The following is a 26,449-nucleotide window of genomic DNA, read 5'->3' as shown; positions in this document are numbered from 1 at the left end:
TGATGGCCAGGCCAAGGGGGGGATTGCAACGGGCTGACTACACTTGAGCTGACCCATCACAGAGAAAACTGTCATGACCAGACACATCCCCATCCTGCTGCTGACCAGTGCGCTGCTTGGCAGCATCTCGCTCGGCCTGTCCGGCAGCACGGCGAGCGACAGTGCGGCCGAACAGGCCAAACCGGTGCGTACTCTTAACGCGCATCTCGGTGAGCTGCCGGGACTGATCAATGCCGACAAGACAGGACCTTTCGTTGATTTAGTGCGCGCCATCGACGATCTTCATCCCGATGTGACCATCAGGATCACCATCTATCCCATCGCCCGGGCCATGGCCGGAGTGATCGCTGGCAAGGCAGATCTCGGTCTGCCCGCCATCCGCAATCTCAGGGAGGTCGATATGCTCCCCTACCGTTTCAGTACCCGCAGCTTTGGCAAGGTGGCCCATGTGATTTACAGCAATACTGCCCATCCGGTCACCACAGATATGGCCTATGGCATAGTGCCCACCAAACGGGATCTGCTGATTGAAGCCGTTCCCGACTATATGCCCTTCTCGGTACAGCGCTCGATGAGTATCGAGCAGTCACTGCGCAAACTGTCTCGGGGTCGCATAGACGCCTTTGTCTGGGCACAAGAAGAGGCGGACCTGATGCTGAAAAATCTGAAGCTGACCAATATTCGCCGTGAATTCTTTGGTGATTTCGAGGATGTCTTCATCATCCAGAAAGGGGGGAGCGGGGATGAAATAGACGAATTTTTAAGTCGTTCCATTGAGCAACTCGCCGCCACCGGCAAACTGGCCGAGATCTACGAGAAGATCCACCGCCCCTATGTGGAGTGGCAACCCTCCCCACCCGCCAAGGCTGAACCGGCGACCACCCCGCCCGCAACACCCTGAACAGACAATTCCCGCATAAAAAATCCCGCCGAAGCGGGATTTTTTATGGCTTGCAGCCTTACAGCACGGCCAGCGCAGCGGCGTAGTTCGGCTCGTCGGCCACTTCTGCGACCAGCTCACTGTGCAGCACCTTGTTGTCACCATCCAGTACCACGATGGCGCGAGCGGTCAGACCTACCAGCGGGCCGGAAGAGAAGGCAACGCCGTAATCTTCCATAAAGGCCGCACCGCGCAGGGTGGAGAGGGTCACTACCTTGTCCAGACCTTCGGCGCCGCAGAAGCGGGACTGGGCGAACGGCAGATCGGCGGAGATGCACAGCACGACAGTGTTATCCAGCGCGCTGGCCTGCTCGTTGAACTTGCGCACAGAGGTCGCGCAGGTCGGGGTATCGACGCTCGGGAAGATGTTCAGGATTTTGCGCTGACCGGCAAAGCTTGCCAGGGTCACGTCAGAGAGATCCTTGGCCACCAGGGAGAAGGGCTTGGCTTGCTCACCGTCGACCGGGAAGTGACCAGCGACGGAGACCGGGTTGCCTTGCAGAGTGACTGAGTTGCTCATGTGTTATGTCCTTTATTGGTGTAGTAAAAATCCGGGTGATCAGTATAGGGGCGGCGAGACCAGACAAACACCCGCGAAGACAAGGGATATAAAGGGGTTGACCTTGGACTTAACACCAAGGTTTAGACTCCTTCTCGGTAATCAGGGATCTCGCAGGGGCGGGATCCATCAAGAGGGACTCATCATGAGCAAATCCTGCTGCAATCATCAGCACACCGCCCCCATCAAAGCCGTCAGCAAGGCGGCCCCCGGCCAGAGTGAGCATCACCACGATAGCCACTGCTGCGACAACACCACGCCCGTCAGTTGCTGTTCAACCCCGACGCCTCATGAGCACGCATCCCGTGACGGCAATGAATCCCCCGGGGATGAAGAGCCTCCCCGAGGAAGTTGCCACGATAAAGCGTGCTGCAACGCCCCTTTATCGCCAGCTCACGAACATGAGCATGATATGCCCCCTGCCGACCCGCTGGTTGCGCCGGAGCAAGGTAACAGCCGCCACAGCTGGCAGGTTTTGGGGATGGATTGCCCCAGCTGCGCCCGCAAGATCGAGACCGCAGTCAGCCGGGTGAGCGGCGTGCAACAGGCCCGCGTGTTGTTTGCCACCGAGAAGCTGGTAGTGGATCTGTCCCCCGGTCTCTCCCCCGATCCCGTCACCGCCGCCGTGCTGGCTGCCGGTTTCCAGCTCAAGGGTGCTCAAGCCACCAGAGCCCACACAATCACAAAGGGAGCAACACGCCAAAGCCCGCTGCTGAACACCCTGGGCAAATATTGGCAGCCCCTGTCACTGGCCAGTCTGATGCCGGTCGCCGCCCTGCTGCCGAAAGAGTTCGGTCAGCCGCTCTTTACCCTGGCGACCCTCTGGGGGCTGTGGCCCATCTCCCGCAAGGCGTGGGCGCTGACCAAAAGCGGCTCCCCCTTCGCCATCGAGACCCTGATGACGGTCGCCGCCCTGGGCGCCCTGTTTCTCGGCGAAACCGCCGAAGCGGCCATGGTGCTGCTGCTCTTTATGCTGGGTGAACATCTGGAGGCCTACGCCGCCGGACGCGCCCGGGCCGGAGTGACAGCGCTGATGGCGCTGGTGCCTGACAAGGCGCTGCGCATCCGTACCACTGCCGAGGGCGAGGTGCGGGAAGAGGTAGCTGCCGATGAGCTGCGTCCCGGCGATATCATCGAAATCGCCCCAGGTGCCCGTCTACCTGCCGACGCCCGCCTGCTCGATGAACTCGGTGCGTTTGACGAAAGCGCCCTGACAGGTGAGTCGATTCCGGTGGAACGCCGTCAGGGTGACAAGGTGCCGGCCGGTAGTCTGGCGGCCGATCGGGTACTGCGTCTTGAAGTCGTCTCCGAGCCCGGCAACAACGCCATCGACCGCATTCTGCACCTCATCGAGGAGGCCGAAAGCCAGCGCGCCCCCATCGAGCGCTTTATCGACCGCTTCAGCCGCTGGTATACCCCGGCCATGATGCTGGTTGCTCTGCTGGTGGTGGTGGTGCCGCCCCTTGCCTTCGGCCAGAGCTGGGACGAGTGGATCTATCGCGGGCTGGCGCTGCTGCTCATTGGCTGCCCCTGCGCGCTGGTCATCTCCACCCCGGCAGCGGTCACCTCGGCGCTGGCCGCCGCAACCCGTCAGGGGGCGCTGATCAAGGGGGGGGCCGCACTGGAGCGACTGGCCCATATCGATACAGTCGCCTTTGACAAGACCGGCACCCTGACGCTGGGCAAGCCGCAGTTGACCGAGCTGGTGAGCCTCAATGGCCAGCCGGAGGACGAGTTGCTGGCACTGGCGGCTGCCATCGAGCAGGGCTCCCACCACCCGCTGGCCCGCGCCGTGGTCGCCAACGCGACCGAACAGGGGCTGACGCTGGCGGAGGCCCGCGACCTGCGCGCCCTGCCGGGCATGGGCGTTGAGGGGAGCATCAACGGCGAGCTGTGGCAACTGCTGGCACCGAGCCGGGTGGCGGCCCTGAATATGGAACAGCAAACCCGGATTGCTTCGCTGGAGCGGCAGGGCAAGACTGTCGTGGTGCTCTGCCAAAGCAGCGGCGACCAGGCGCTGCCGGTCGCCCTGCTGGCGCTGCGGGATCAGATCCGGCCGGAGGCGGCGGCTGCGCTGCAAGAGCTCAACCGGCTCGGGCTCAACAGCATTATGTTGACCGGCGATAACCCCCGCGCAGCTGAGGCGATCGCCACCGAGCTGGGCATGGGCTGGCGCGCCGGCCTGTTGCCGGAGGGAAAGGTCGATGAGATTGCCAAACTCGCCAGCTCGCAGAAAGTCGCGATGATCGGTGATGGCATCAACGATTCCCCTGCCATGAAGCGGGCCAGTATCGGCATCGCCATGGGCGGCGGCACCGATGTGGCGCTGGAGACCGCCGATGCGGCGCTGACCCACAACCAGCTCGGCGGTATTGCCGCGATGATCCGGCTGTCGCGGGCGGCACTGGCCAATATTCACCAGAATATCGCGCTGGCACTGGGACTGAAGGCCATCTTTCTGGTCACCAGCCTGCTCGGCATCACCGGCCTGTGGATTGCGGTGCTGGCCGATACCGGCGCCACCGCGCTGGTGACCGCCAACGCCTTGCGGCTGCTGCGCAAGCGTTAAGCCAGCCAATGGCATCCCAGCCAAAAGCCGTCCCCCAACCGGGACGGCTTTTCTTTTTCCTCTCACGGCCCCCCGTAAAAGAAAAAGCGCGCCTGCCGGTCGGCAGTCGCGCTTTGCTTACTCTCTCGGAGTTATCCCACCCTTGGCAAGGTGGAATTCAACCCGGGGGCGCCGAGCCATCCCCCGGACTCAATGGCTTGCTTACTTGACGCTGCACTCCTGAATGACGGCTGTGCCCGCCTTAACGCCAGCCGGGTCAACCTTCACCAGCACACTCCACAGCCCCTGCGGCAAGGTGATGCTGTTATTGGCACTGCCCCCCTTGGAGAAGGCGAACGAATAGCCGGTTTCAGCGTTCACCGCGCCGCCACCGTTGAGCAGGTACTCCTTGCTCCAGTCCTCGTTGGCCACCTTGAACTCGGTGCTGCCGGCGTAGTTGAACGCCGCCTGATAGATGGCGAGATCGCCGTCCATCCCCTTGTAGCTCAGCTGGTACTGAGGTTGGGCTCCCCAGCCGGAGAGCTCACCCTTGACGAACAGGTTGTAGCCGAGCGGATTGCCCGCCACCGTATCCAGCACCTTGCAGCTCTGCACCGGCTCGGTGAAGCTGACGCTCAGGGTCGGTTTGTCCTTGTTCATGGCGGTAAAGACAAACTTGTAGCTGCCTGCCTTGGCCAGATCGACACCGATATTGCCGGTTTCTCCCCCCTTGCAAAGGGTCAGCGGAGTGCCGACCACCAGCTTGTCACCAGCGTTGCAGCTGCCGTAGTTGACCGGCCCCCAGCTGGCGTCAGCGATCTTGACGTTGGTGGTACCCAGCTTGTCGGTGCTCACCTCGGTAGTGAACTCGTACATGAAGTTGCCGCTGAAGGTCATCTGGTTGGTGTTGCCCCACTCATCGAGGAACCCCTTCAGATAAACATCGGTGTTGCCAAACGGTGGCAGGGTGCTCAGGTCGGTCTTCTTGCTGACCGGCAGGCCCGCGCCCTGAGCGCCATTCTGCGGCTTGACGAACACAGCGGCAGACCAGGCCCCCAGCGTCAGCTGGCCGTTATCATAGGCGGCGCCGCTGGCGATGCTGTCGACTGCGCGATGCTTGCTGCTTAGCACCATACCGCTCAGATCGATCGGCTGATCGTTACCGTCACGGAAGTCACCGATGCTCTGGCTCTGGTTGCTGGCGTTGATCATCACCACCAGGCCGTCGATGGCCGGATCCAGATCCGCCCCGGCCCTGACGCCATCATCCACCGTCATGACGATAAGGCCGGGCACCTGATCCGGGCCGGTATTGCGGAAGTCGACCCGCTTGATCACCTCGGCGCCACTGCCCAGACGCAGCAGGCGGGAGGAGTTGCGCAGCTCCGCCAGCTCCTGATAGAAGCTCACCATCTGCGCCATCTCGGCCGAGCCCGGCTTGGCATGCTTGCCGAGCACCTGCTCAATCAGCGGATAGTTGTCGCCATCCTTGTCCTTGCGCGGCAACCCCTTGTCGAAGTTGTTGTCGCCCAGGGTGTAGTCGACCTTGTTGTACCAGTCGCCCGAGTCATAGCTGTCCCGCTCCATGGATTTGGAACGCAGCAGCTCGACACCGGCGTGGGTGAAGGGAATGCCCTGACCCAGCATGGCAGTCGCCAGCGAGACCCCCTGCATCCGCACCAGATCGGCTCCGGCAGGCGCCTTGTAGATCAGGTTGTCGAACAGGGTCTGGTTGTCGTGCTTGTCGACATAGTTCTGCACTTCCACCGGATCCTGGGCATAGCCGGCAGGCTGACCGTTGTAGTCGATCTCGGCGCCTTTCTTCGGCATGCCATCCTTGTCGGTCAGCACGAACTCCTTGAGGTTGCCCGCCATGCCGAGCCGCACCAGATCGGACTGGTGCAAGGCCGTCGCCAGATCCACCTTGCTCATTTCGTTAGGATCGACGAAAGCACCGTTGCCAAAGCCCTGGGTCTTGCGAATGGTATCGCCACCGTCGAACGGACTGCCGCCGCGCACCGCATCGCGCAAGCGGTCGGAGAAAGAGCCGATGCCAGTACCACCCAGATGCTTCTGGGTAGCCTGCACGAAGCGCTTGTCATCCTGCACTTCGCCGAAGTTCCACCCCTCGCCGTAGAAGTACATCTCGGGATTGACCTTCTTCACCGCGGCCAGCGCCTGAACCATCTGATCTTTCGGATGGTGGCCCATCAGGTCGAAGCGGAAGGCGTCGATCTTGTAGTCGCGCGCCCAGGTGACCAGGGAGTCATCCATCAGCTTGGCAAACATGGCGTGTTCCGGCGCCGTGTTGGAACAGCAGGTGGAGTTCTCCACCGAGCCGGTCTCCGGATTGAGGCGCTGATAGTACCAGGGCACTATCTTGTCTAGCACCGACTTGGGGCCGAGCCCGGATTCGTTGGTGTGGTTGTAGACCACGTCCATCACCACGTTCATGCCGATGTTCTGCTTGATGGCCTTGACCATCTCGCGGAACTCCAGAATACGTTTGGTGCCCTCGGCGTTGGTGGCGTAGGAGCCTTCCGGCGTGGTGTAGTGGTAGGGATCATAACCCCAGTTGAAGGAGTCGACGCCGCGCAGATAGCCGGAGAGCTCCTGCACCTGCGGATTATCCTTGCTGTCGCCCCCTTGCAGGTCGGTCAGCACATCTCCCACGGTCTGACCGCCACCGCAATAGCCGCCAAATCTGGATGTTTTCACATCCGGATTGACCTGACAGAGCTTGCTGAAGTCATCGCCGAGATTGGCCACCTTGGCCGGATCCTCATTGACGGTGGCGATATCGAACACCGGCAGCAGGTGCAGGTGGCTGACGCCGCTTTTTGCCAGCGCTTTCAGATGGTTGACCGGTACAGAGTCGGGCTGGGTCAGGCCGACAAACTTGCCGCGCTTATCTTCATCGGTGGAGGCATCGTTACCGGTCAGGTCGCGAACATGGGCCTCATAGATGGTGATATCGGCGGGGTTCTGCTGGCTGTGGGGCGCCTTGAGGCTGTCCCATCCTTCCGGTTTCAGGGCCGGATCGTCGAGATCCACTACCTGACTGAACTCGGAGTTCATCGCCAGACTCAGGGAGTAGGGATCGGTCACCTCATAGTGCTCAACCTTGCGGCTCAGCGGATGGTAGACCTCCATGTCGTAGCGGTAGAACTGGCCGATCAGCTCGCTGCCCCCCTCATAACTCCAGCTGCCGCTGGCGCTGTCGAAGGTCATCGCCACTTCACCACTCTTCTGGTGGCTGGCGTTGTAGAGGGCCAGCTTGACCGACTTGGCGGTCGGCGCCCAGAGGCGGAAGGTCACCCGGTTACCCTCCACCACGGCACCATAGCTCAGCTTGGTCGCCTCGGGAGCATAGAGCGCATCGAGGGCGCCGGCGCTCTGCACCAGGGTCGCCCCCTGCAGGATACCGTCGGCATCGGTGCCGATAGCCACCAGCTCACCCTTGAGCAGGGGCTTGAGATCTTTCCCGGCAGGCAGGGCAAAGGCGGCCGCATCCTTGAGGTGCGGATATTTGGCCTGCTGCTCGGCAGTCAGGCTGGTCGCGGTCAGGCTGATATAGGGGAAATCGAACACCCCATCGGCATTGGCCTTGATGGTGCCCGAGTCGGTGTAATAGAGGCGAACGTGGGGCTTGTCCTTGCCCCCTTGCCAAATCAGGGTATTGCCATCGATCAAATGAGCGCTGGCCCCCGCCACGCCAAAGGCGGCGGTAAAGGCTTCGGCACGGCTGCCAAACAGATCTTTCTTGCCTGCAACGATGGCCACGGTGCGATCCGGGTGCTCACTGAAGCTCACCTTCATATCGCTGCCGGTCAGGTTGGCCAGATCGCCGTTGCGGGCGATAAAGTTGATGCACCCTTCCACCTTGTTGAGCGGAACGACCCAGGCCGGACCAAAGCTGTCGGCGGTGGCCGGTGTCTTGCTCTTGTCATCCCACCCGGTATTCAGGCCGCTATCTGCCGTTGCCTTGCAGGCGTCGTTGTTCCAAAGGTGCAGGCTGTAGCTGTCAAACGGTGCCTTGGCGCCTTTGGCTGCCGACTGGGTATCCACCAGTGCAATGACCACCTGATTGTCGCCGGCAACCAGCAACTCTTTCGGGGGATCCATCTTGGGCAGACGAGCGACAGGCCCATCGGTGACTTCAGGTGTAGGCGGTGTAGGGGGGACGGGGTTCACACCGGAGGCATCAGAGCTGTTGTCATTACAGCCAGACAAAAGCGCGAGCAGTGAGGCTGTTACCAGCGCCACTTTGGTCTTTTTCATATCCATATTTTTATAATTCCCGCTGTAGTTAGTCTCGATAGTCGAGCACCCGGTCATTGCCAGGCGGTGCCATATTAATCAGCGGCAATCGATTCAAATGTGAGCGAGAGGGCAAAAAAACCATCCAGTTTCAACAAGATAACGTTTTCAGACTGAAACTTCGATCCGGCTCACAGACCTCGCGGCCATTTGGCCTCATATCTGGAAAACGGCAGTCGCGGGGTCAGAAAAGCAATGTCTGATCAAGTGGATACACAAGGAGTAAGCAATGAAACGGATTGAAGAGCAGGCAAGACGACTCGATCAGGAGTATCAGGCGATCGGGCAGCTGTTCGACCAGTTCTGCCAGCAGGCTGGCGCCCTGGCCGAACAGTATCACTTCTTCAACTGGCCCGATTATGAAGACTCACCCCCGCTGAGCCGCGCCTTTACCCTGCTGGGGGAACCCCGCGAACTGCGGCTGCGCTGTCAGCCCGGTGAGCGCTCCGCCCTCAATGGCCTGATCCAGGTGGTCTCGGAGGATGGCACCATAGATGCCAGCCTCGGATTTCGCGCCGATGGCCAGTTGCTGCTGGAGTCCGGCAAACTGCTGGACAACCCGCCCGGACTGCTGCTCAAGTTGCTGCTCGGCGCAATCTGGCAACACAAGCCGCAGGCCGATCTCTCACAACAGGAGATCTAGCTGCGGAGCCAACTGTTGAGTCGTTCTGGCTATTGTGGCCGCAGCACGCATCCACAATAGCCTGTGTCGAATGAAGGCGTGGTGGATTTACACCAGAGCATCACTCCTCGCTACGCCCAGCCCCCCGGCAGCAAATGTCCTGCTACTCCGGTTGCAACGGCTCCGCCACCTTGCCCTCCAGCTTTCTGACCGGCTTTTGCAGGATCAGGTTGGCTGGATAGGTGACCAGATCGCCGTTGTCATCACGCACCCGCACATAGAAGAGGCCGATCTCGGTGATGACGCCGGTGACCGAATCATCCTTGTCGAGGATGCGGATCCGGTCGCCAATCTTGTAGGGGAAGGCGAAGAAGATGGTGATGCTGGCGGTGATGTTGGAGAGGATCGACCACTGGGCGACCATGGCGACCCCCAATACCGCAAAGAAGGAGGACGCGAGCACCACCAGTCGGGAGAAGTCGAGCCCCCACACCCCGGCCAGCACCAGCAAGGTGGCACAGCCGAGCAGGAAGTGGAACACATGGGCCACGTAGAGCACCCGGTTCTCGCTCACCTGCCTGCTCTGACCGAGCGCCAGCAGGCTCTTGTGAATCAGCCGCCGGATCAGGGTATGCCCCAGCAACAGCAGTAGGGTCAGACCAATTGATTGCCACATGGGTTATGCCTCCTTACCACCAGCGCCGATGTTTGAGCCAGATAGCCAGCCCGCTGGCCAGCGCCACCAGCGAACCACAGAAGACCCAGAAGGCGGTCGGATTCTCGGCCCCGGGAATGCCCCCCAGGTTGATGCCAAACAGGCCGGTCAGGAAGCTGGCAGGTAAAAAGAGCAGCGCCATCACCGACATCTGGTAGGCGCGGCGGTTGGTCGCCTCCGCCATCAGATTGTTGATCTCGTCTGCCAGCACAGCGGTGCGTGCCACTCCCGCATCGAGGTCGTCGAGCCAGCGCCGCAGCCGATCGGCGATATCGAGCAGACGACGGCGATCATCCTCATCCAGCCAGCTGATCTTCTCGTTGGCAAGGCGCGCCACCAGATCCCGCTGGGGGGAGAGGTAGCGGCGGATCATGATGAGCTGCTTGCGGATCAGCGCCAAGCGGCCATTGGCGGGCATGTCGCGCATCAGCACCATCTCCTCCAGATCGAGGATCTTGTCGTGCAGTTCCTCGACAAACTCCCCCGCCCGATCGGTCAGGGCATCACAAATCTCCACCAGCCAGTCGGCCGGGGTATCGGCGCCGCCCCCCAGCTTGAGCTGGTTGAAGACATCCTGCTCGGAGAGCAGCGGACGACGACGGCTGCTGATGATGAGATCCGGGGTGATGAAGATGCGCAGCGCCACCATCTCTTCGGGCCTGTGATCCTTGTTGTGGTTGATGCCGCGCAGGATCAGCAGCACCGTCTCCCCCATCCGCACCAGCTTGGGACGATTGCTCTGGCCGAGCAGCGACTCCCTGGCCGCCTCGCTGAGCAAAGGGGTCTGCAACAGCCAGCGCGCCGAATCGGGATTGCCGTAATCCAGATGCAGCCAGCCGGGATGTGCCGCCGGGACTTCGCTTCCCGCCGTCAGCGGCGCCATGCCACCCTTGCCATCCAGGGTCAGGGCATAAATCACTTCACCGGGCACCCGATCCATCTCGTCTCCTTCTCGTTTCATATGCTGGCCCCAGCTTACACCAAAGGCGGGGCCGACTCAGCCCCGCGCCGGGAAGGGGAGGCCTGTGTTAACATGCCAGCTCTCGTTTTCCATCCGCGTTCACTACAGGAAACCATGCCATGCCCATCTGGGTTGATGCCGATGCCTGCCCCATTCCGGTCAAGGAGATCCTCTACCGCGCCGCCCACCGCGCCCAGATCGTCACCACCCTGGTGGCCAATCAGGGATTGCGGGTGCCCCCCTCGCCTTTCATCAAAACCCAGCAGGTGGAGAAGGGATTCGATGTGGCAGATCATGTCATCGCCCAGCAGGTTCAGCCCGGCGATCTGGTGATCACCGGTGATATCCCCCTCGCCTCCTGGGTGATCGATGCTGGCGGCGAGGCACTCAATCCCCGCGGCGAGATCTACACCCGCGAGACCATCAAGGCGCGGCTCGGCATGCGCAACTTTATGGAAGAGCTGCGCTCGGCCGGCGTGCAGACCGGCGGCCCGGCCCCCTTCAATGCCGCCGACAAGCAGCGCTTCGCCAACGCCCTCGACAAGTGGCTGGTCAAAGGCAAGTTATAAATAGGCTATAAAGGCGCCCAATTTGGGCGCTTTTTCGCCGTAACATCCTGATTTTTAAAATAAGAGCTGACCACAACCGTCAGGCTGGTAAGATGCGCCGCCATCTTGTCCACGCCGTAATCATCATGACCGCCCAAGGGCACCTGCTCTTCTCCGTTACCTGCACCCTGATCGCCCACAAACTGCAGCTCACTCCGGCCCTGGCAGATGCCAGTCTGTGGCAGACCATCCCTGCCGCGCTGGCCAGCGCCCTGTTGCCCGACCTCGACCACCCCAAATCGGTGCTGGGGCAACGACTGCCGTGGATCTCGAAACCTCTGTCGCGGCTGTTCGGGCATCGCGGTTTCACCCACAGTCTGCTGGCGGTCGCCGCTGCCGTCTGGGGGCTGAACCAGAGCCTGCCGCCGGACACCCTGCCCATGGGGGTCAAGGATGCCCTGATCGTCGGCTACCTCAGCCATCTGCTGGGGGACTGGCTCACCCCGGCGGGCATTCCGCTCTTCTGGCCCATCAAGCGCCGTTACCGCCTGCCGGGCTGGTCGCTGCGCAGTGGCGGCGCCATCGAAACCGGCTTTTGCACCCTCACCCTGCTGGTTGCCGGCTGGTGGTGCGGCTGGCGCCTGTAAGCCAGAAATAAAAAAGCCCCTGACGAGGTCAGGGGCTCAAACCGTGGCAGATGCCACTAGAGGATCAGATCATGATGCCTGCGATAACAGCAGAGAGCAGGCTGACCAGAGTTGAACCGTAGACCAGCTTCAGACCGAAGCGGGAAACCATGTTGCCCTTCTCTTCGTTCAGCGCTTTTACCGCACCGGCGATGATGCCGATGGAGCTGAAGTTGGCGAAAGAGACCATGAAGATGGAGAGGATGCCGACGGTACGCGGGGAGAGCTCGGCAGCAATCTTGCCCAGATCCATCATGGCCACGAACTCGTTGGTCACCAGCTTGGTCGCCATGATGGAGCCCGCTTGCAGCGCTTCACCACTCGGGATACCCAGGATCCAGGCGATTGGATAGAAGAGGTAGCCCATGACGTACTGGAAGTTGACACCAAACGCCAGCTCGAACAGGTAGTTGACCAGGGCGATCAGGGCAATAAAGCCCACCAGCATAGCCGCCACGATAACGGCAACGGAAAAACCGGCCATGATGTACTCGCCCAGCATCTCGAAGAAGTTCTCTCTCTTCGGCGTATGGTGCTCGTCGCCCTCGGCCAGCGCCTTGGCATCGGTCACGGTATTGTCCGGCTCGTAGGGGTTGATCAGCGACAGCACGACAAAGGTGCTGAACATGTTGAGCACCAGCGCAGCCACCACGTAACGCGGCTCGATCAGCTGCATGTAGGCACCGACGATGGACATGGAGACGGTGGACATCGCCGTCGCCGCCAGGGTGTACATCTGCTTCTCGTTCAGGTGCGGCAGGATGTTCTTGAGGGCGATGAAGTTCTCGGATTGACCGACGATCATGGAGCTGATGGCGTTGAAGGACTCCAGCTTGCCCATGCCGTTGATCTTGGCCAACACGGTACCGATACCGCGGATCACCAGCGGCAACAGGCGGATGTACTGCAGAATACCGATCAACACGGAGATGAAGACGATGGGCATCAACACCATCAGGAAGAAGGTAAATGAACCTTCATTCATCATGCCGCCAAATACAAAGTCGGTTCCCTGCTTGGCAAACTCCATCAGCTTGGTGAAGCCGGCCGCGAAGCCACCCACCACAGCCAGACCCACTTCCGAGTTCAACATGAACCAGGCCAGCGCCAGCTCGACCACCAGCAGTTGGCCGATATAACGCAGCTTGATCTGTCTCCAGTTGTGGCGGTTAGCCAGCAGAGAAAGAGCGAGGACCATCACCAGTCCGAGCACAAAGTGAACGTATTCCATACCTGTAGCACCTGAGTGAATTGTAATTTTCGACCGGCGCCATCATAGACATTTGCACATTTAAAAATCAGAGAGTCATCACAATCCCGTGTAATAATATGCATGCAGGATAATACAAACGTTTTTAAATTAATTACGCAACAACCTGATATTAATCGCACAACTTTGACGACGACAAATTCATTAAAAAACATGATATTACATAATTAAAATGGCATTTTCATGGTCCTCCAAAATATCTTGATATCATTTTCGCAACATTGTGTTTAATGCCACACTCGCCAATAGAATATTTTTCAACCATTATATTTAAACAACAGAAATGGCAAACGTTTATCCGCAATAAATAATTACATGCATGTTTGAATAATTACCCCGATATCCTTTCACATATTGCTCACAACCAATCTGGCAACAAATACCCCCATAATGTGCCCCCCATGGCCAGCCGTTCAAAAATCCGCCACATCCGGTGCCACATTCTGGTATGATGCGCGGCCTTAGCGCTCGCGCATCCCCGTTTTCTCCGAAATAGAGTCCTTTTGTGAACAACAGCGAATTTAGCAGCCTCAATCTCTCCCCCGCCCTGCAAGAGAACCTCACCAGCCTGGGTTACCTGCAGATGACCCCGATCCAGGCCCAGAGCCTGCCCCTGGTGCTCGATGGCAAAGACCTGATCGCCAAGGCAAAAACCGGCAGCGGCAAGACCGCCGCCTTCGGCCTCGGCCTGCTGGCCAAGCTCAACGTCAACCGCCTCGAAGTGCAGGCGCTGGTACTCTGCCCAACCCGCGAACTGGCGGATCAGGTGGCCACCGAGATCCGCCGTCTGGCGCGCGCCCTGCCCAACGTCAAGCTGGTGACCCTGTGCGGCGGCACCCCGACCGCACCGCAGTCCGCCACCCTGAGCTTTGGTGCCCACATCGCCGTCGGCACCCCGGGTCGCATTCTCAAGCATCTGGAGCAAGGCACGCTGGATCTATCCGGCCTCAAGACGCTGGTGCTGGATGAAGCGGATCGCATGCTGGACATGGGCTTTGGCGAAGATATCAACCGGGTCATCAGCTATGCCCCCCAGCAGCGCCAGACCCTGCTCTTCTCCGCCACCTATCCGGAGGGGATCGCCCAGATGAGCCGCGGCGTGCAGCGCAATCCGGTCGAGGTGAGCGTGGAATCCCTGCACGAGGGGAGCGCCATCGAACAGAAGCTCTACGAAGTGCCTGCCGGTCAGCGCCTCGACGCCCTCACCTGGCTGCTGAGTCACTACCAGCCCAGCTCCTGCGTGGTGTTCTGCAACACCAAGCGCGCCTGTAACGACGTGGCCGACCATCTGGCCGCCAAGGGCTTCTCGGCGCTGGCGCTGAATGGCGATCTGGAACAGCGCGAGCGGGATCAGGTGCTGGTGCGCTTTGCCAACGGCAGCGCCACCATTCTGGTGGCCACCGACGTGGCGGCCCGCGGTCTCGACATCAAGGAGCTGGGCGCCGTCATCAACTACGAGCTGACCTATGATCCCGAAGTGCACGTGCACCGCATCGGCCGTACCGGTCGTGCCGGCCAGCAGGGTCTGGCCCTGAGTCTCTATCAGCCGAACGAGGCCCAGCGCGTCAACTTTATCGAAGAGTACCAGCAGGCTCCGATGCCGCTGGGTGATCTCGACAGCATCGGCCGCGACATCAAGCCGATCGCCCCGCAGATGGTGACCCTCTCCATCGATGCAGGCCGCAAGACCAAGGTGCGGGCCGGTGACATTCTGGGCGCCCTGACCGGTGAAGGCGGCATTGCCGGCGCCGACGTGGGCAAGATCCAGATCTCCGAACAGTACTCCTACGTCGCGGTGAAGCGCAGCGTGGCGAGCGCCGCCCTCAAGCGGTTGCAGGAAGGCAAGATCAAGGGTCGCAGCTACCGCGCCCGCAAACTGGGCTAAGGTTCTTTGCAAGTCGTTAGCCAGACCACAGGCGCCTGACAGGCGCCTGTTTCATATCTCCGATGCCGCCATGCGGCAAGACAGGCACCATGACCCAAGCAATCCAAACCGATGTGAGCTGCCAGAACTGCGAAGCCTGCTGCTGCCGCCTCGAAGTGATGCTCTTTACCGATACCGGCGTGCCGGACCGTTATGTACTGGAACGGGATGGCGAGATACCGGTTATGCGTCGGCTGGACGATGGCTGGTGCGCCGCCCTCGACCGCAACACCATGATGTGCCGTATCTACGAGGTGCGACCACTGATCTGCCGCGAATTCGAAATGGGTGAACCCGACTGCGTCGACGAACGGGACAAGTGGTTTATCAAGCTGGATTAACCAGGCTCCTCGAATACACTCACCACGATGATGTGCCCCATCCATGTACGAGGTGCGGCCGCTGATCTGTCGTGAATTCGAAATGGGTGAACCCGACTGCGTTGACGAGCGGGACAAGTGGTTTATCAAGCTGGAGTAAAACCCGTCCACGCGGTGGGCGGGGTGGTCAAGCGCTCGCAGGTTCACAGGGAGCGATGTTGAGCTGCTCCCCCAGCCACTGGATGGCCGCAGCCTCCTGCTCGAAGTAACGTACCGCCCGAAAGGGCAATCCCTTGAAGATGTTATCCGCCAGATAGCGCTTGAAGCCCCCTACGAAAACCACCGCCAGAAACTGACAGCCACTCTCGGCACACCAGCCAAACTGGCGACGAAAACGGGCCAGCACCTCGGGCCCGGCCGCTTCAAACTCGGTCGCGACCTCGACAATCCCCCAGGGGCCATCCATCAGACCGGCCAGTTCGTGACGAAAGCGCGCCTCATAGGCCATGGCACCTGCCAGATTGAAGGGGCCACTCGGGCGGCAGATCAGCATCTGGCCCCTGCGCTCCATGTCAAATTGCCCATGTGGCTGCATGACTGCTCCCATTCCGTTACCACCACCATCGCCTGCAAATTGTTACCACAAGGTAATAATTTATAAGGAAAAGTCCAGCAGCAAACAGGCTTTCCCCAAAGCGTGCTCATCCTATCCAGCAAACCGTCGGCACCTCATGTTACCGACATCCCGCACCGAATCGATCTCAAGATGTGTGATTGCAGTTAACGAAACGTTACTGCTATTATCCGCGCCGCCACAAACATTCCACTTGCCGAAAGGTTTGGCACCCCAACAAGGATGTGCAATGAAAAACAGGGACTCGAGTCATTACCAACGGATCTGGCGCTGGCACTTCTACGCCGGTCTCTTTGTCGCCCCTTTCCTGATCCTGCTGTCACTGACCGGGATCGTCTATCTGTTCAAACCCCAGCTCGACAACCTGATGTACCCAGAGCTGATGAAGGTCACCCCCGCCAGCCAGACCCTGAATGCCGACCAGCTGCTGGCCAAGGCGATGATGACCATGCCCGATGCCAGCCTGCGTAAATACCTGCCGCCTGTCGCACCCGATCAGAGCGCTCAGTTCATCGTCAATCAGGGGGATCGCGAGCTGACCCTGTTTATGGACCCCGCCAGCGGCGTCCTGCTCGGCAACATGGACAACAAGTGGAATCTGCAAGCGGTGGCTCGCTCCCTGCACGCCGACCTGCTGCTCGGCACCACGGGGGACCGGCTGATCGAACTGGCTGCAGGCTGGGGACTAGTACTGCTGCTGAGCGGTCTCTACCTCTGGTGGCCACGCAAGGGGCCCGGGGTGGGCGGCATCCTCTGGCCCAGAGTGAGCCAGCGCGGACGCCTTTGGTGGCGGGATCTGCACGCCGTGGTCGGCTTCTGGGGCGCCGGTTTCCTGCTGCTGTTGCTGTTGAGCGGCATGACCTGGACCGGTTTCTGGGGCGATCAGTTTGCCGCGGTCTGGAACCGCTTCCCCGCCGCCATGTGGAACGAGGTGCCCAAGTCGGCACCGCTGGCCCGCACCCTGAATCAGGCCCACGAGCAGACCGTCCCCTGGGCGGTGGAGAACACCCCTATGCCCAGCTCGCAGCCTGTTGATGAGGGGCACGATCACGGTGCCATGAACCACGGCGAGCACGAGGGAGTTGTGATGGCCAGCCAGCGGATCCCGCTGCAACAGGTGGTCGAGATCGCCCATGAGCGGAGAGTCCAACCGGGTTACAGCATCACCCCGCCGGTCGGCGCCACCGGCGTCTACACCATCGCCCTGTTTGCCGACGATCCGCGCAACGACGCCACCCTGCATATCGATCAATACAGCGGCAAGGTGCTGACCGATGTGCGCTGGCAGGATTACGGCCCGGTCGCCAAGACGGTGGAGAGCGGCGTCATGCTGCACATGGGCAAGCTCTACGGCTGGCCCCATCAGCTCGCCATGCTGATCATCTGCCTGATGGTGCTGGCCAGCGCCGTGAGTGGTCTGTGGATCTGGTGGTGCCGCCGCCCGCAGGGCCGTCTCGCCGCGCCGCCGCTGCCTGCCAAACTCCCGCCGATGCGTGGCGCCATCGCCCTGCTGATCCTGCTGGGGATAGCCTTCCCGCTGGTGGGCGCCTCCATGGTCGCCCTCTGGCTGCTGGATACCCTGATTTTCTCCCGCCGCCCTCTCAGGGTGGCACGCGCCAGCTAGTCAATAACATCATTAACCAACAGAGAGGGCTCCCGCTTGGGAGCCCTCTCTGTTTCATCGCTGCCGACTATCACTCCTGCTCGACTAACAAGAGAATTTTCTTGGCCTTCTCGAAGTGATCGAGCTTGTGGGTCTGGATCCACCAGGTCGCCGCCTCCATCAACAAATCGGGATCGTCATTGCGATTGGCAAAAAAAGCATAAAAGGAGAGCCCGACCGTCTCCCCCTTCTGGGCGATTTTCTGCTGGCATACCTGAATGATTTTCTGTTTGAGTGATGCACGCATGGCAGTCTTCCTGTCTGACTGATTCAGTACCAACGCGTAGCATCGGCACACAAAAAGGGCTCCCGCCTCGGGAGCCCGTTTCACATAACAACAAGCCGGTCGTTCATCAGGAGAGCGCCAACCCGATGGAGAGCAGCAGGCTGAACAGAAACGCGCTGATGGCGGTCTTCTTGAGGGAACCGGTCAGCACCTCGCCATCGTAGCTTTCGCGAAGAGTCTTGGCCGCATCGCTGAGAGGCTTCATGGCGGGCAGGAAGATCCACGGCCAGAAACTGGCGGGCTGGATCAGGATAAAGGCGATGGTCGCCAGCAGCGCTGCCCCCAGCAGTACCCAGTGATAGGCGATGGCGCGATGGCGGCCAAGGCGCACCGCCAGGGTGATCTTGCCGCTGGCGGCGTCGGTCTCGATGTCGCGCACATTGTTGATATTGAGCACGGCGGTGGCCAGCAGGCCACAGGCGGTGGCAGGCAATAGCAGATCCCACTCCAGCGTCTTGGTGAAGAGGTAGTAGGAGCCGAGCACCCCCAGCAGGCCGAAGAAGAGGAACACCGAGATGTCGCCAAACCCGCGATAACCGTAGGGAGTCTTGCCGACGGTGTAGGTCACCGCCGCGACAATCGCTGCGCCACCCAGCACCACAAACGCCAAAATCTGCAGCCACTGGCCACCGAAGGCACAGCCCAGCAGCAGCAGGCCACTGGCCACCGCCGCCAGCGCAGTCAGCCCCATCGCCACGCACATCTGCTTTTTGGTGATAAGGCCGGAGACCACGGCCCGCTGCGGGCCGATCCGCTCACCGTTGTCGGCACCGGAGACCGCATCGCCGTAATCGTTGGCCAGATTGGAGAGGATCTGCAGCAGGATGGCGGTCAGCAGCGAGAGCGCCATGATGGTGCCATCGAAGGCACCACGACTGGCAGCCAGCCCCGAGCCCAGCAGGATGGAAGAGCAGGCGAGCGGCAATGTTCGCAAACGCGCCGCCAGCAACCAAACAGAGAAGGTATTTGTCATTTTGTGATGGCCAAACAATCGGATATTGATCGTGTTAAGGGTTATCGAACCGGATTTGGGTATACTTGGCCCCGGAGAGTGAAGCTCCCGCGGGCGATTTACATGGACGAATGGGCAGATAATATATAGGAAATCATCGCCCTTTGGCATAAACCTACGGCATCCAGCTACCGGATCGCTCGTTACTACCCGGCTCAGACAAGAATCCATGTTGGCTCAGACCCATATCAAGCAACAACTGGACGCCCTGCGTCACAGCAACGTCAGCGGCTTCGTACGGTTGCGAGTGGCGATCGAAATCCGCTCCTTTCTGGGCTGGCTCGCGGCGCAAACCCTCTATCCCCGCATCTACTGGCAGGCCCGTGGAGAGGCTCGTCCCGAGTATGTCGCGCTGGGCGCCATCCATGAATTGACCGAGCCGCACGCCATCAAGCAGGTGTGCATGAACACAGCCAACCAGCATCATGACGACAGCCCCCGCTACTATGGCGGACTGGCGTTTGATCCGGCCCAGTCCGGCTGGCAAGGGTTTGGCCCCTGCCGTTTCGTGCTGCCCCGCATCGAGCTGGTGCGCCGTGGCGAGTGCGTCAGTCTCTGCCTTAACCTCTGGCTGGATGAAAACAATCTCGAGGCCGAACTGCAGGCGGCCGACGCCGCCCTCGATGCCCTGCGCCCGGAAGCCCCGCTGCCCGCCCTGCAAAAGCAGCCCTGGCAGCGACAGGATTGCCCCGGCCCCGCCCAGTGGCAGACGCTGGTGGAGCGCGTCACCGCCCCCGATTTTCAGGCCCACACTCCCAAGGTGGTGCTGTCGCGGGAGAGCGTGCTGACCAGTCCGAACCATGATGCGGATATCAATCCCTGGGCCATGCTCGACCAGTGGGCCCGCCACGCCCAGGACTGCTTCCACTTCGGTTTTCAATTCTCCCCCGAGCAGGCCTTTATCGCCTGTTCTCCCGAGCGGCTCTACCGCCGGGAAGATCGCCACCTCTTTACCGAGGCGCTGGCGGGCACCATTCGCCGCTCCGGCGATGAAGAGGTGGATGCCCAACTGGCCGCCGAACTGCTGGCCGACAGCAAGAACCGGCTGGAGAACCGGCTGGTACACGCCGACATCCTGAGCCGTCTGGCACCACTGACCCACGATGCCACCCTGACCGAGCCGCGCATTCTCAAACTGCGGCTGCTGCAACATCTCAAGTGCGATATCGAAGCCGAGATCAAGCCCGGGGTCTGCGACTGGCAGTTGCTCGACGCCCTCCACCCGACGCCGGCGGTGGGCGGCGCTCCGCGCGAGGCAGCGCTCGCCTTTATCCGCGAGTTCGAACCCTACGGTCGGGGCTGGTACGCCGGTGCCTGCGGCATGCTGAGTCGGGAGACGTCCGAGTTCTCGGTCGCCATTCGCAGCGCCCGCATTCAGCCGGGCAGCGTCACCCTGTTTGCCGGTGCCGGCATTGTCGCCGGTTCGGAACCTGTCGCCGAGTGGGCCGAGCTCGACAACAAGATCGCCAATGTGCTCTCCCTGCTGGGATAGTCATTCACCCTTTTCACGCTACGAGAGCCCCTATGCCCACCCGTAAAGAGCCTGCCAGCGAAGAGTTTGCCTGCCCCCCGTTTTCGAGCCAGCACGCCACCTTCAACCACGTCTGGTCCTCCCTCTTGCTGGAGGAGCTCTTTCGCCTCGGGGTGCGCGACATCGCGCTGGCCCCCGGCTCCCGCTCCGCGCCGCTGACCATGGCCGCCGCGGCCCATCAGGGCTTTCGTCGTCACCTGCACTTTGACGAGCGCGGCCTCGGCTTTATGGCGCTCGGGCTAGCCAAGGGGAGCAACCGGCCGGTGGCGGTGATCATGACCTCGGGCACCGCAGTGGCCAACCTCTGGCCCGCAGTGGCAGAGGCCCAGCTCACCGGCGTGCCGCTGATTATTCTATCCGCAGATCGCCCCCACGAGCTTATCGACAACGGCGCCAATCAGGCGATCGACCAGCAAGGGATCTTCGGCCACTACCCCGTCTATCAGCAGAACCTGCCAAGCCCCACCCCGACCATTCCGGCGGCGTTTGTGCTGAGCTCGGTGGATCAGGCGCTGGCCAAACAGGCGCTCACTCCCGGGGTGGTGCACTTCAACTGCATGTACCCCGAGCCCCTCTACCCGGGCGAGCACTATCAGGATTTTGGCGACTATCTGGCCCCCCTCGGTGACTGGCTCGGCTCGCAGAGGCCATGGAGCCCGTGGCAACAGAGCGAGGCGACCTGCCAGCCGCAACCCGAGTGGCGCGAGTGGCAGCACAAGCGCGGGGTGATTGTGGCCGGACGGATCACCGAGCCTAAGCAGGCACAGACGGTCGCCGCGCTGGCGGAGCAACTCGGCTGGCCGCTGCTGGCAGATCTGCAGAGCCAGATCCGCTTCGATAGCCGCAACCTCATCCACATGGATATGGCGCTCAACGACCCTGAATTCGTCGCCGAGCTGGGCCGCGCCGAGGTGCTGCTGCAATTTGGCGCGCGGCTTGTCTCCAAGCGGCTCGGCCAGTTCATCAAACACCATTCATGGCAAGATTACTGGCTGGTGGATCCGCAACCGGCGCGGCTCGATCCCGACTACCGGCTGCGCAACCGGCTGCTCTGCAGTGCCAGCGCCTTTGCTGCGGCCCATCCGGTCACCACCCGGGCCCCTTGGCACACATTGGCCGAGCTGCAACACAACGCCAGCCAGCAGATCGCCGCCGCCTGCGAGCACTTCTCCGAGCTTGGGGTCTGCCATCGCCTCAACCGCCTGATCGAAGGCCAACTGTTTGTCGGCAACAGCATGCCAGCCCGACTGATGGATATGCTCGGCGAAACGGGCAAGGGGCCGAGCCGGGTGATGACCAACCGTGGCGCCTCCGGCATCGATGGCCTGATCGCCACCGCCTACGGGTTTGCCCAATCGGTCGAACCGGGCAGCGATGAGCCCACCACCCTGCTGCTTGGGGATCTCAGCGCCCTGCACGATCTCAATAGCCTCGCCCTGCTCAGCAAGGCGAGCCGACCGCTGGTGGTGATCCTGCTCAACAACGATGGCGGCAGCATCTTTCGTATGTTGCCGGTGCCCACCGAAGGGGAACTGCTGGAGAGCTACTACCGGCTGCCCCACGGCCTCAGCTTTGAACATGCTGCCGCCATGTTTGGCCTCGCCTATCGGGCGCCGACCACCCTGCCCGAGTTCGAACGCGATTACCGCGCCGCCCTCCAACATGGCGTTACCTTGATCGAGATCCGGGTACCGAGCGAGCAAGTGGCCGATGATCTCAAGGCGCTGGGGGCCGCCATCCGTGGCGAATAAAGATGCCAATATACCGCTGGTTCTGCTGCACGGCCTGCTGGGGGATAGCGGCGACTGGCAACCGGTGATCGACCGGCTGCCCGCCATCCACTGCATCGCCCTCGATCTGCCGGGTCACGGCCAGCATAGCGATCTCAACGTCAGCGACTTTGAGCAGAGCCACCAGTGGCTGGTCACCGAGCTGGCCAGCCGCAACATTGAACGCTATCTGCTGGCGGGTTACTCGCTGGGTGGGCGACTGGCCCTCTATCACGCCAGCCGCGAGCCCGCCGGGCTCCGGGGGCTGCTGCTGGAGAACTGTAACCCGGGACTACCGGCCAGTGAACGGGCCGCCCGCATCCAGCACGATGAACGGTGGGCGCAGCGTTTCGAGCATGAGCCCCTGGCTGACGTGCTGGCAGACTGGTACCGGCAAGGGGTGTTTGCCGATCTTGACGATGCGGCCCGGGCCCGCCAGATCGCCCGCCGCCTTGGCAACGACGGTCAGGGCATCGCCACCATGCTGCGCGCCACTTCGCTAGGCAAGCAGCCGGATCTCGCCCCCTGGCTCATGGCGAGCCAGCTGCCGGTTACTTATGTGAGTGGCAAGCGGGATCACAAATTCCATCAGCTGGCTTGCCAGCTGGCGAACCAAAATCGCAGAATCAACCACTTGGTGCTGGATGGCGGCCATAATCTGCACGCCCATCAGCCTGATAACTTTGCCCGACTCCTCGCGGAGTGGGTCAACCAACAAGAAGAGACGAGTCATGATTGAAGCAATGACGGAAGCTGAACTGTATGCACCTGTTCAACATGCCGGGATTGCTCAACTCAGTGGTCAACTCGGTGCTCAACTGCACTCTCCCAGATCAGAAGGAAAAAAACATGATTGAAGCAATGACGGAAGCGGAACTGTACGCTCCGGTTGAGTGGCAGGATTGCTCCGCCGGTTATGAGGACATCCTCTATCACAAGTCCAACGATGGCATTGCCAAGATCACCATCAACCGTCCCCAGGTGCGCAACGCCTTCCGCCCCCGCACCGTCAAAGAAATGCTGCAGGCGCTGGCCGATGCCCGTTATGATGATCAGATCGGCACCATCATCCTGACCGGTTTTGGCGAGAAAGCCTTCTGCGCCGGCGGCGACCAGAAGATCCGTGGCGACTACGGTGGATACCGCGATGACGAGGGGACTCACCACCTCAACGTGCTCGACTTCCAGCGCGACATCCGCACCTGCCCGAAACCTGTGGTGGCCATGGTGGCCGGTTACGCGGTCGGTGGTGGCCACGTGCTGCACATGATGTGTGACCTGACCATCGCCGCCGACAACGCCCAGTTTGGCCAGACCGGCCCGAAAGTGGGCTCCTTCGATGGTGGTTGGGGTGCTTCCTACATGGCTCGCATCGTCGGCCAGAAGAAGGCCCGCGAAATCTGGTTCCTCTGCCGCATGTACGATGCCCAGCAAGCCCTCGACATGGGTCTGGTCAACACCGTTGTGCCGCTGGCGGATCTGGAGCGTGAAACCGTGCGCTGGTGCCGCGAAATGCTGCAAAACAGCCCGATGGCGCTGCGTTGCCTGAAAGCGGCCCTCAACGCTGACTGTGATGGTCAGGCGGGCTTGCAGGAGCTGGCGGGCAATGCCACCATGCTGTTCTACATGACCGAAGAGGGTCAGGAAGGCCGCAACGCCTTCAACGAAAAGCGTCGCCCCGACTTCTCCAAATACAAGCGGAACCCCTGATGACACTCGCCCTGTATCGCTATCAACTGCCTTTTACCCAGCCCCTGACCTTTCACGGCAAGGTGGAGGTGGCGCGAGAGGGGCTGTTGGTGCGCATCAACGACGGCTGGGGGGAAATCGCCCCCCTGCCCGGCTTCTCGAAAGAGAGCCTGCAACAGGCAGAGGCAGAAGCCCTTGCCGCGCTGGCGGCCCTGGCCGCCGGCGACACCCCGAACCCCGTGCTGCCGTCGGTGCAATTTGGCCTCGACTGCGCGCGCCGGACATGGCCCGAGCAGCGCAACCCGCTGCCGGAGCCCTATCCCCTCATTCAAGGCTCCCCCCAGGAGCTGCTGCGCAACTGGAAAGAGTGGCTGCACCGCACGCCCGGCAAGGCCAAGCTGAAGGTGGCACGCTACCCGATGCGTGACGAGTTGGCGCTGATCCGCCTGCTGTGCGACCGCATCCCCTCCCTCAAGCTGGTGCTGGACGCGAACCAGGGCTGGACCCGCGAGGAGGCGTGGACCTTCTGCGGCCACCTTGACCCGAACCGCATCGAGTATCTGGAAGACCCCTGCGCCGACTTTGCCGACATCGCCTTTGTCGCCAACCGCACCGGCATGCCGGTGGCGCTGGACGAGCTGCTGGCACAAGGCAAGCCGTGGGAGCCGATCCCGCAACTGCGCGCGCTGGTGCTCAAGCCTACCCTGCTCGGTTCACTCGCCAACTGCGAAGCGCTGATCGCCCGCGCCCGCGAACTGCGGCTCAAGGTGATCATCTCCTCCTGCTTCGAATCGGATCTGGGCCTGAACCAGCTGTTTCATCTGGCGGGCGAATGGGCGCCGGAACAGGCGCCGGGTCTGGATACCCGCCGCTGGATGGCAGGCAATCTGCTGGGGGAAGATGGCAAACCGGATCTGAGCCGACTGGAGCAACTGTATTACCGTGATTGACCCCTCCCGTTCACCCGAACAGACGCCTTGCCCGGTACGCCACCGGGCAATCACAGCCCCGAACCGCATTGCCATCCACGCAGTCTCCCCCCTCAGTTACCGCCAGCTCGATGCTCGCCTCAACAGCCTGTGCCAACAGCTGGAACAAGCCGGAGTGCGTCGTGGCGCTCATCTGGCGGCGGTGGTGCGCGGTGCGCTGGAAGATGTGCTGCTGGCGTGGGCCTGCGTGCGCAGCGGCGTGGTGTTCTGCCCGCTCAACCCCGCCTTTCCTCTCGAAAAGCAGCGCGAGCTGGCGGTGCAACTCGATGCCGATGCCTTCTGGTCGGCAGGGGAAATCCCGGCAAGCAACTGGCAGCCCTTGCTGCTCGACTTCACGCACGAACTGCCAGCAAGCGAGGAAACATGGCCGCTGGCATCGACCCAACTCAACAATATGATCCTCACCTCCGGCTCCAGCGGTACGCCGAAAGCGGTGGTGCACCGGCTCTGCAACCACCTTGCCTCGGCGCGCGGCTCTGCCACCCTCATTCCCCTCGATGAGAAGTCCGGCTGGCTGCTCTCCCTGCCACTGTTCCATGTGGGCGGCTACGCCATCCTGTTTCGGGTCTTTCTGGCGGGTGCCACGTTGGTGCTGGACGATCGCAGTCAGCCGCTCAAGGCGCGGCTTGAACAGCAGCCCATTACCCATATCTCGCTGGTGCCGACCCAGCTCTGGCGCCTGCTGGCAGAGGGTTTTGATCCCGCTCGCACCCGCCTGCGCGAGCTGCTGCTCGGTGGCGCCGCCATCCCGCAGCCGCTGGTGAGCCGTCTCTGCGCCATGGGGCTCGAACCCAAGGTGAGTTATGGTCTCTCCGAGATGGGGAGCCAGGTCTGCACCGCTATCCCCGGCGATGCAGGCGTAGTTGGCAAACCGCTACCGGGACGGGAGGTGTGCATCCGGGAGCTGGAGATCTGCGTGCGCGGCGCCACCCTGTTTGCCGGTTACTACCAAGATGGCGAGCTGGAACTGCCCCTCGATGGCGAAGGCTGGTTTCATACCCGTGACAAGGGGCGGTTCACTGTGGCAGGGGAACTGCTGGTAGAGGGACGTCTCGATAACCTCTTTATCTCGGGTGGCGAAAACATCCAGCCCGAAACCATCGAGCAGCGACTGGTAGATCATCCCGCTGTCGCCCAGGCGCTGGTGGTGCCGGTGCCGAGCGACGAGTGGGGGCAACGCCCCGCCGCCTTTATCGACTGGCACGGCGAGCCGGTTCCCGACTCCGAGCTGGCAGCCTGGATCCGCAGCACCCTGCCCGGCTTTATGGTGCCCGACCACTGGCTCCCCTGGCCCGCTCTTGGCGGTAATCTCAAGCCCTCTCGCCAACTGCTGGGCAAGGTAGCCCGACAACAAACCACTCGGGCACGACAAGCTGAATGAGATCGGACTCACAATTTACCGATCTTCTTTGAAAACAAAAAAAGAAACATGTGAGTCCTTACTGCGGCGCCAACCCACGATA

23 protein-coding genes are annotated in these 26,449 nt (G+C 61.5%); 15 read left to right on the top strand and 8 right to left on the bottom strand.

Annotation, left to right across the window (positions count from 1 at the left end; translation table 11 throughout):
• Nucleotides 1-73: 73 nt before the first annotated feature.
• On the top strand, nucleotides 74-901 hold the full coding sequence (locus tag G5221_RS09455) for a transporter substrate-binding domain-containing protein (protein ID WP_100646827.1): 828 nt from the start codon (nucleotides 74-76) through the stop codon (nucleotides 899-901).
• Nucleotides 902-959: 58 nt separating this feature from the next.
• Here the strand turns inward: G5221_RS09455 and tpx are convergent, their stop codons facing one another.
• Nucleotides 960-1,460, bottom strand: a complete 501-nt coding sequence (tpx, locus tag G5221_RS09450) for a thiol peroxidase (RefSeq protein ID WP_266134739.1) — start codon at nucleotides 1,458-1,460, stop codon at nucleotides 960-962.
• Nucleotides 1,461-1,644: 184 nt separating this feature from the next.
• On the opposite strand from tpx, the gene G5221_RS09445 reads away from it, so the two are divergent.
• Nucleotides 1,645-4,068, top strand: a complete 2,424-nt coding sequence (locus G5221_RS09445) for a zinc/cadmium/mercury/lead-transporting ATPase (protein ID WP_421263161.1) — start codon at nucleotides 1,645-1,647, stop codon at nucleotides 4,066-4,068.
• Nucleotides 4,069-4,269: 201 nt separating this feature from the next.
• On the opposite strand, the gene pulA is transcribed toward G5221_RS09445, so the two are convergent.
• Nucleotides 4,270-8,334, bottom strand: a complete 4,065-nt coding sequence (gene pulA, locus G5221_RS09440; protein WP_421263160.1) for a pullulanase-type alpha-1,6-glucosidase — start codon at nucleotides 8,332-8,334, stop codon at nucleotides 4,270-4,272.
• 262 nt (nucleotides 8,335-8,596) lie between these two features.
• Here pulA and G5221_RS09435 point away from each other — a divergent pair, with 262 nt between their 5' ends.
• The gene (locus G5221_RS09435; RefSeq protein ID WP_216952830.1) at nucleotides 8,597-9,010 is read left to right on the top strand and encodes a hypothetical protein; all 414 of its coding nucleotides are present in this window, start codon (nucleotides 8,597-8,599) and stop codon (nucleotides 9,008-9,010) included.
• Nucleotides 9,011-9,152: 142 nt separating this feature from the next.
• Here G5221_RS09435 and G5221_RS09430 read toward each other — a convergent pair whose 3' ends face one another.
• Together G5221_RS09430 and zntB are read right to left on the bottom strand one after the other, a co-directional pair.
• Nucleotides 9,153-9,665 (bottom strand): mechanosensitive ion channel domain-containing protein, encoded by a 513-nt coding sequence (locus tag G5221_RS09430; RefSeq protein WP_005354921.1) that lies wholly within the window; start codon nucleotides 9,663-9,665, stop codon nucleotides 9,153-9,155.
• 13 nt (nucleotides 9,666-9,678) lie between these two features.
• Nucleotides 9,679-10,644 carry a zinc transporter ZntB gene (zntB, locus tag G5221_RS09425; protein WP_005341467.1) on the bottom strand — a complete coding sequence of 322 codons (966 nt, stop codon included), beginning with the start codon at nucleotides 10,642-10,644 and terminating at the stop codon, nucleotides 9,679-9,681.
• A gap of 140 nt (nucleotides 10,645-10,784) precedes the next feature.
• Here zntB and G5221_RS09420 point away from each other — a divergent pair, with 140 nt between their 5' ends.
• Nucleotides 10,785-11,234: a YaiI/YqxD family protein gene (locus tag G5221_RS09420; protein ID WP_064339342.1), complete on the top strand. Its 450-nt coding sequence runs from the start codon at nucleotides 10,785-10,787 to the stop codon at nucleotides 11,232-11,234.
• Between the two features lie 125 nt (nucleotides 11,235-11,359).
• Nucleotides 11,360-11,860, top strand: a complete 501-nt coding sequence (locus G5221_RS09415; RefSeq protein ID WP_216980260.1) for a metal-dependent hydrolase — start codon at nucleotides 11,360-11,362, stop codon at nucleotides 11,858-11,860.
• 64 nt (nucleotides 11,861-11,924) lie between these two features.
• On the opposite strand, the gene G5221_RS09410 is transcribed toward G5221_RS09415, so the two are convergent.
• A complete protein-coding gene (locus tag G5221_RS09410) occupies nucleotides 11,925-13,130 on the bottom strand; it encodes a NupC/NupG family nucleoside CNT transporter (protein WP_216952829.1) in 1,206 nt (401 codons plus the stop codon).
• A gap of 544 nt (nucleotides 13,131-13,674) precedes the next feature.
• Here G5221_RS09410 and dbpA point away from each other — a divergent pair.
• Together dbpA and G5221_RS09400 are read left to right on the top strand one after the other, a co-directional pair.
• Entirely contained in the window at nucleotides 13,675-15,054 is a 1,380-nt protein-coding gene (dbpA, locus tag G5221_RS09405; protein WP_421263159.1) for an ATP-dependent RNA helicase DbpA, read from the top strand.
• An 89-nt stretch (nucleotides 15,055-15,143) separates the two neighbouring features.
• A complete protein-coding gene (locus tag G5221_RS09400; protein ID WP_005341481.1) occupies nucleotides 15,144-15,434 on the top strand; it encodes a YkgJ family cysteine cluster protein in 291 nt (96 codons plus the stop codon).
• A 166-nt stretch (nucleotides 15,435-15,600) separates the two neighbouring features.
• On the opposite strand, the gene G5221_RS09395 is transcribed toward G5221_RS09400, so the two are convergent.
• Nucleotides 15,601-16,008: a hypothetical protein gene (locus tag G5221_RS09395; RefSeq protein ID WP_069554668.1), complete on the bottom strand. Its 408-nt coding sequence runs from the start codon at nucleotides 16,006-16,008 to the stop codon at nucleotides 15,601-15,603.
• A gap of 268 nt (nucleotides 16,009-16,276) precedes the next feature.
• Here G5221_RS09395 and G5221_RS09390 point away from each other — a divergent pair, with 268 nt between their 5' ends.
• Nucleotides 16,277-17,671, top strand: a complete 1,395-nt coding sequence (locus G5221_RS09390) for a PepSY-associated TM helix domain-containing protein (RefSeq protein WP_421263158.1) — start codon at nucleotides 16,277-16,279, stop codon at nucleotides 17,669-17,671.
• Nucleotides 17,672-17,741: 70 nt separating this feature from the next.
• Here G5221_RS09390 and G5221_RS09385 read toward each other — a convergent pair whose 3' ends face one another.
• Nucleotides 17,742-17,957, bottom strand: coding sequence for a DUF6500 family protein (locus G5221_RS09385; RefSeq protein ID WP_033136028.1), 216 nt, complete (start codon nucleotides 17,955-17,957; stop codon nucleotides 17,742-17,744).
• A gap of 106 nt (nucleotides 17,958-18,063) precedes the next feature.
• Complete coding sequence (locus tag G5221_RS09380; RefSeq protein WP_064341726.1) at nucleotides 18,064-18,969, bottom strand: 1,4-dihydroxy-2-naphthoate polyprenyltransferase; 906 nt, start codon at nucleotides 18,967-18,969, stop codon at nucleotides 18,064-18,066.
• A 208-nt stretch (nucleotides 18,970-19,177) separates the two neighbouring features.
• Here G5221_RS09380 and G5221_RS09375 point away from each other — a divergent pair, with 208 nt between their 5' ends.
• Genes G5221_RS09375 through menE form a run of 7 tightly spaced genes read left to right on the top strand, consistent with a single transcriptional unit; the run spans nucleotide 19,178 to nucleotide 26,367 of the window.
• On the top strand, nucleotides 19,178-20,500 hold the full coding sequence (locus G5221_RS09375) for an isochorismate synthase (protein WP_421263157.1): 1,323 nt from the start codon (nucleotides 19,178-19,180) through the stop codon (nucleotides 20,498-20,500).
• Nucleotides 20,501-20,532: 32 nt separating this feature from the next.
• Nucleotides 20,533-22,290 carry a 2-succinyl-5-enolpyruvyl-6-hydroxy-3-cyclohexene-1-carboxylic-acid synthase gene (gene menD, locus G5221_RS09370; RefSeq protein ID WP_421263156.1) on the top strand — a complete coding sequence of 586 codons (1,758 nt, stop codon included), beginning with the start codon at nucleotides 20,533-20,535 and terminating at the stop codon, nucleotides 22,288-22,290.
• The gene (gene menH / locus G5221_RS09365; protein WP_421263155.1) at nucleotides 22,250-23,047 is read left to right on the top strand and encodes a 2-succinyl-6-hydroxy-2,4-cyclohexadiene-1-carboxylate synthase; all 798 of its coding nucleotides are present in this window, start codon (nucleotides 22,250-22,252) and stop codon (nucleotides 23,045-23,047) included. Before menD ends, menH begins: the two co-directional genes overlap by 41 nt.
• On the top strand, nucleotides 23,040-23,165 hold the full coding sequence (locus tag G5221_RS09360; RefSeq protein WP_259265626.1) for a hypothetical protein: 126 nt from the start codon (nucleotides 23,040-23,042) through the stop codon (nucleotides 23,163-23,165). Before menH ends, G5221_RS09360 begins: the two co-directional genes overlap by 8 nt.
• Nucleotides 23,158-24,018 carry a 1,4-dihydroxy-2-naphthoyl-CoA synthase gene (menB, locus tag G5221_RS09355; RefSeq protein WP_042081860.1) on the top strand — a complete coding sequence of 287 codons (861 nt, stop codon included), beginning with the start codon at nucleotides 23,158-23,160 and terminating at the stop codon, nucleotides 24,016-24,018. Before G5221_RS09360 ends, menB begins: the two co-directional genes overlap by 8 nt.
• Nucleotides 24,018-24,947: an o-succinylbenzoate synthase gene (gene menC / locus G5221_RS09350; RefSeq protein WP_407957715.1), complete on the top strand. Its 930-nt coding sequence runs from the start codon at nucleotides 24,018-24,020 to the stop codon at nucleotides 24,945-24,947. The genes menB and menC overlap by 1 nt, the downstream gene beginning before the upstream one ends.
• Nucleotides 24,940-26,367, top strand: coding sequence for an o-succinylbenzoate--CoA ligase (gene menE / locus G5221_RS09345; RefSeq protein WP_266134733.1), 1,428 nt, complete (start codon nucleotides 24,940-24,942; stop codon nucleotides 26,365-26,367). Before menC ends, menE begins: the two co-directional genes overlap by 8 nt.
• Nucleotides 26,368-26,449 lie beyond the last annotated feature (82 nt).

Origin of the sequence: Aeromonas sp. 602200 (assembly GCF_049173895.1) — a bacterium.
Lineage (GTDB): Bacteria > Pseudomonadota > Gammaproteobacteria > Enterobacterales > Aeromonadaceae > Aeromonas > Aeromonas veronii_A.
The sequence above is the reverse complement of the archived record's forward strand: the minus strand, read 5'-3'. Positions and strand labels throughout refer to the sequence as shown.

Bases quoted from the DNA above. Each gene is read 5' to 3' on its own strand.
- G5221_RS09455 (WP_100646827.1), top strand. From the start codon at position 74: ATGACCAGACACATCCCCATCCTGCTGCTGACCAGTGCGCTGCTTGGC.
- tpx (WP_266134739.1), bottom strand. From the start codon at position 1,460: ATGAGCAACTCAGTCACTCTGCAAGGCAACCCGGTCTCCGTCGCTGGT.
- G5221_RS09445 (WP_421263161.1), top strand. From the start codon at position 1,645: ATGAGCAAATCCTGCTGCAATCATCAGCACACCGCCCCCATCAAAGCC.
- pulA (WP_421263160.1), bottom strand. From the start codon at position 8,334: ATGGATATGAAAAAGACCAAAGTGGCGCTGGTAACAGCCTCACTGCTC.
- G5221_RS09435 (WP_216952830.1), top strand. From the start codon at position 8,597: ATGAAACGGATTGAAGAGCAGGCAAGACGACTCGATCAGGAGTATCAG.
- G5221_RS09430 (WP_005354921.1), bottom strand. From the start codon at position 9,665: ATGTGGCAATCAATTGGTCTGACCCTACTGCTGTTGCTGGGGCATACC.
- zntB (WP_005341467.1), bottom strand. From the start codon at position 10,644: ATGGATCGGGTGCCCGGTGAAGTGATTTATGCCCTGACCCTGGATGGC.
- G5221_RS09420 (WP_064339342.1), top strand. From the start codon at position 10,785: ATGCCCATCTGGGTTGATGCCGATGCCTGCCCCATTCCGGTCAAGGAG.
- G5221_RS09415 (WP_216980260.1), top strand. From the start codon at position 11,360: ATGACCGCCCAAGGGCACCTGCTCTTCTCCGTTACCTGCACCCTGATC.
- G5221_RS09410 (WP_216952829.1), bottom strand. From the start codon at position 13,130: ATGGAATACGTTCACTTTGTGCTCGGACTGGTGATGGTCCTCGCTCTT.
- G5221_RS09400 (WP_005341481.1), top strand. From the start codon at position 15,144: ATGACCCAAGCAATCCAAACCGATGTGAGCTGCCAGAACTGCGAAGCC.
- G5221_RS09395 (WP_069554668.1), bottom strand. From the start codon at position 16,008: ATGCAGCCACATGGGCAATTTGACATGGAGCGCAGGGGCCAGATGCTG.
- G5221_RS09390 (WP_421263158.1), top strand. From the start codon at position 16,277: ATGAAAAACAGGGACTCGAGTCATTACCAACGGATCTGGCGCTGGCAC.
- G5221_RS09385 (WP_033136028.1), bottom strand. From the start codon at position 17,957: ATGCGTGCATCACTCAAACAGAAAATCATTCAGGTATGCCAGCAGAAA.
- G5221_RS09380 (WP_064341726.1), bottom strand. From the start codon at position 18,969: ATGACAAATACCTTCTCTGTTTGGTTGCTGGCGGCGCGTTTGCGAACA.
- G5221_RS09375 (WP_421263157.1), top strand. From the start codon at position 19,178: ATGTTGGCTCAGACCCATATCAAGCAACAACTGGACGCCCTGCGTCAC.
- menD (WP_421263156.1), top strand. From the start codon at position 20,533: ATGCCCACCCGTAAAGAGCCTGCCAGCGAAGAGTTTGCCTGCCCCCCG.
- menH (WP_421263155.1), top strand. From the start codon at position 22,250: ATGATCTCAAGGCGCTGGGGGCCGCCATCCGTGGCGAATAAAGATGCC.
- G5221_RS09360 (WP_259265626.1), top strand. From the start codon at position 23,040: ATGATTGAAGCAATGACGGAAGCTGAACTGTATGCACCTGTTCAACAT.
- menB (WP_042081860.1), top strand. From the start codon at position 23,158: ATGATTGAAGCAATGACGGAAGCGGAACTGTACGCTCCGGTTGAGTGG.
- menC (WP_407957715.1), top strand. From the start codon at position 24,018: ATGACACTCGCCCTGTATCGCTATCAACTGCCTTTTACCCAGCCCCTG.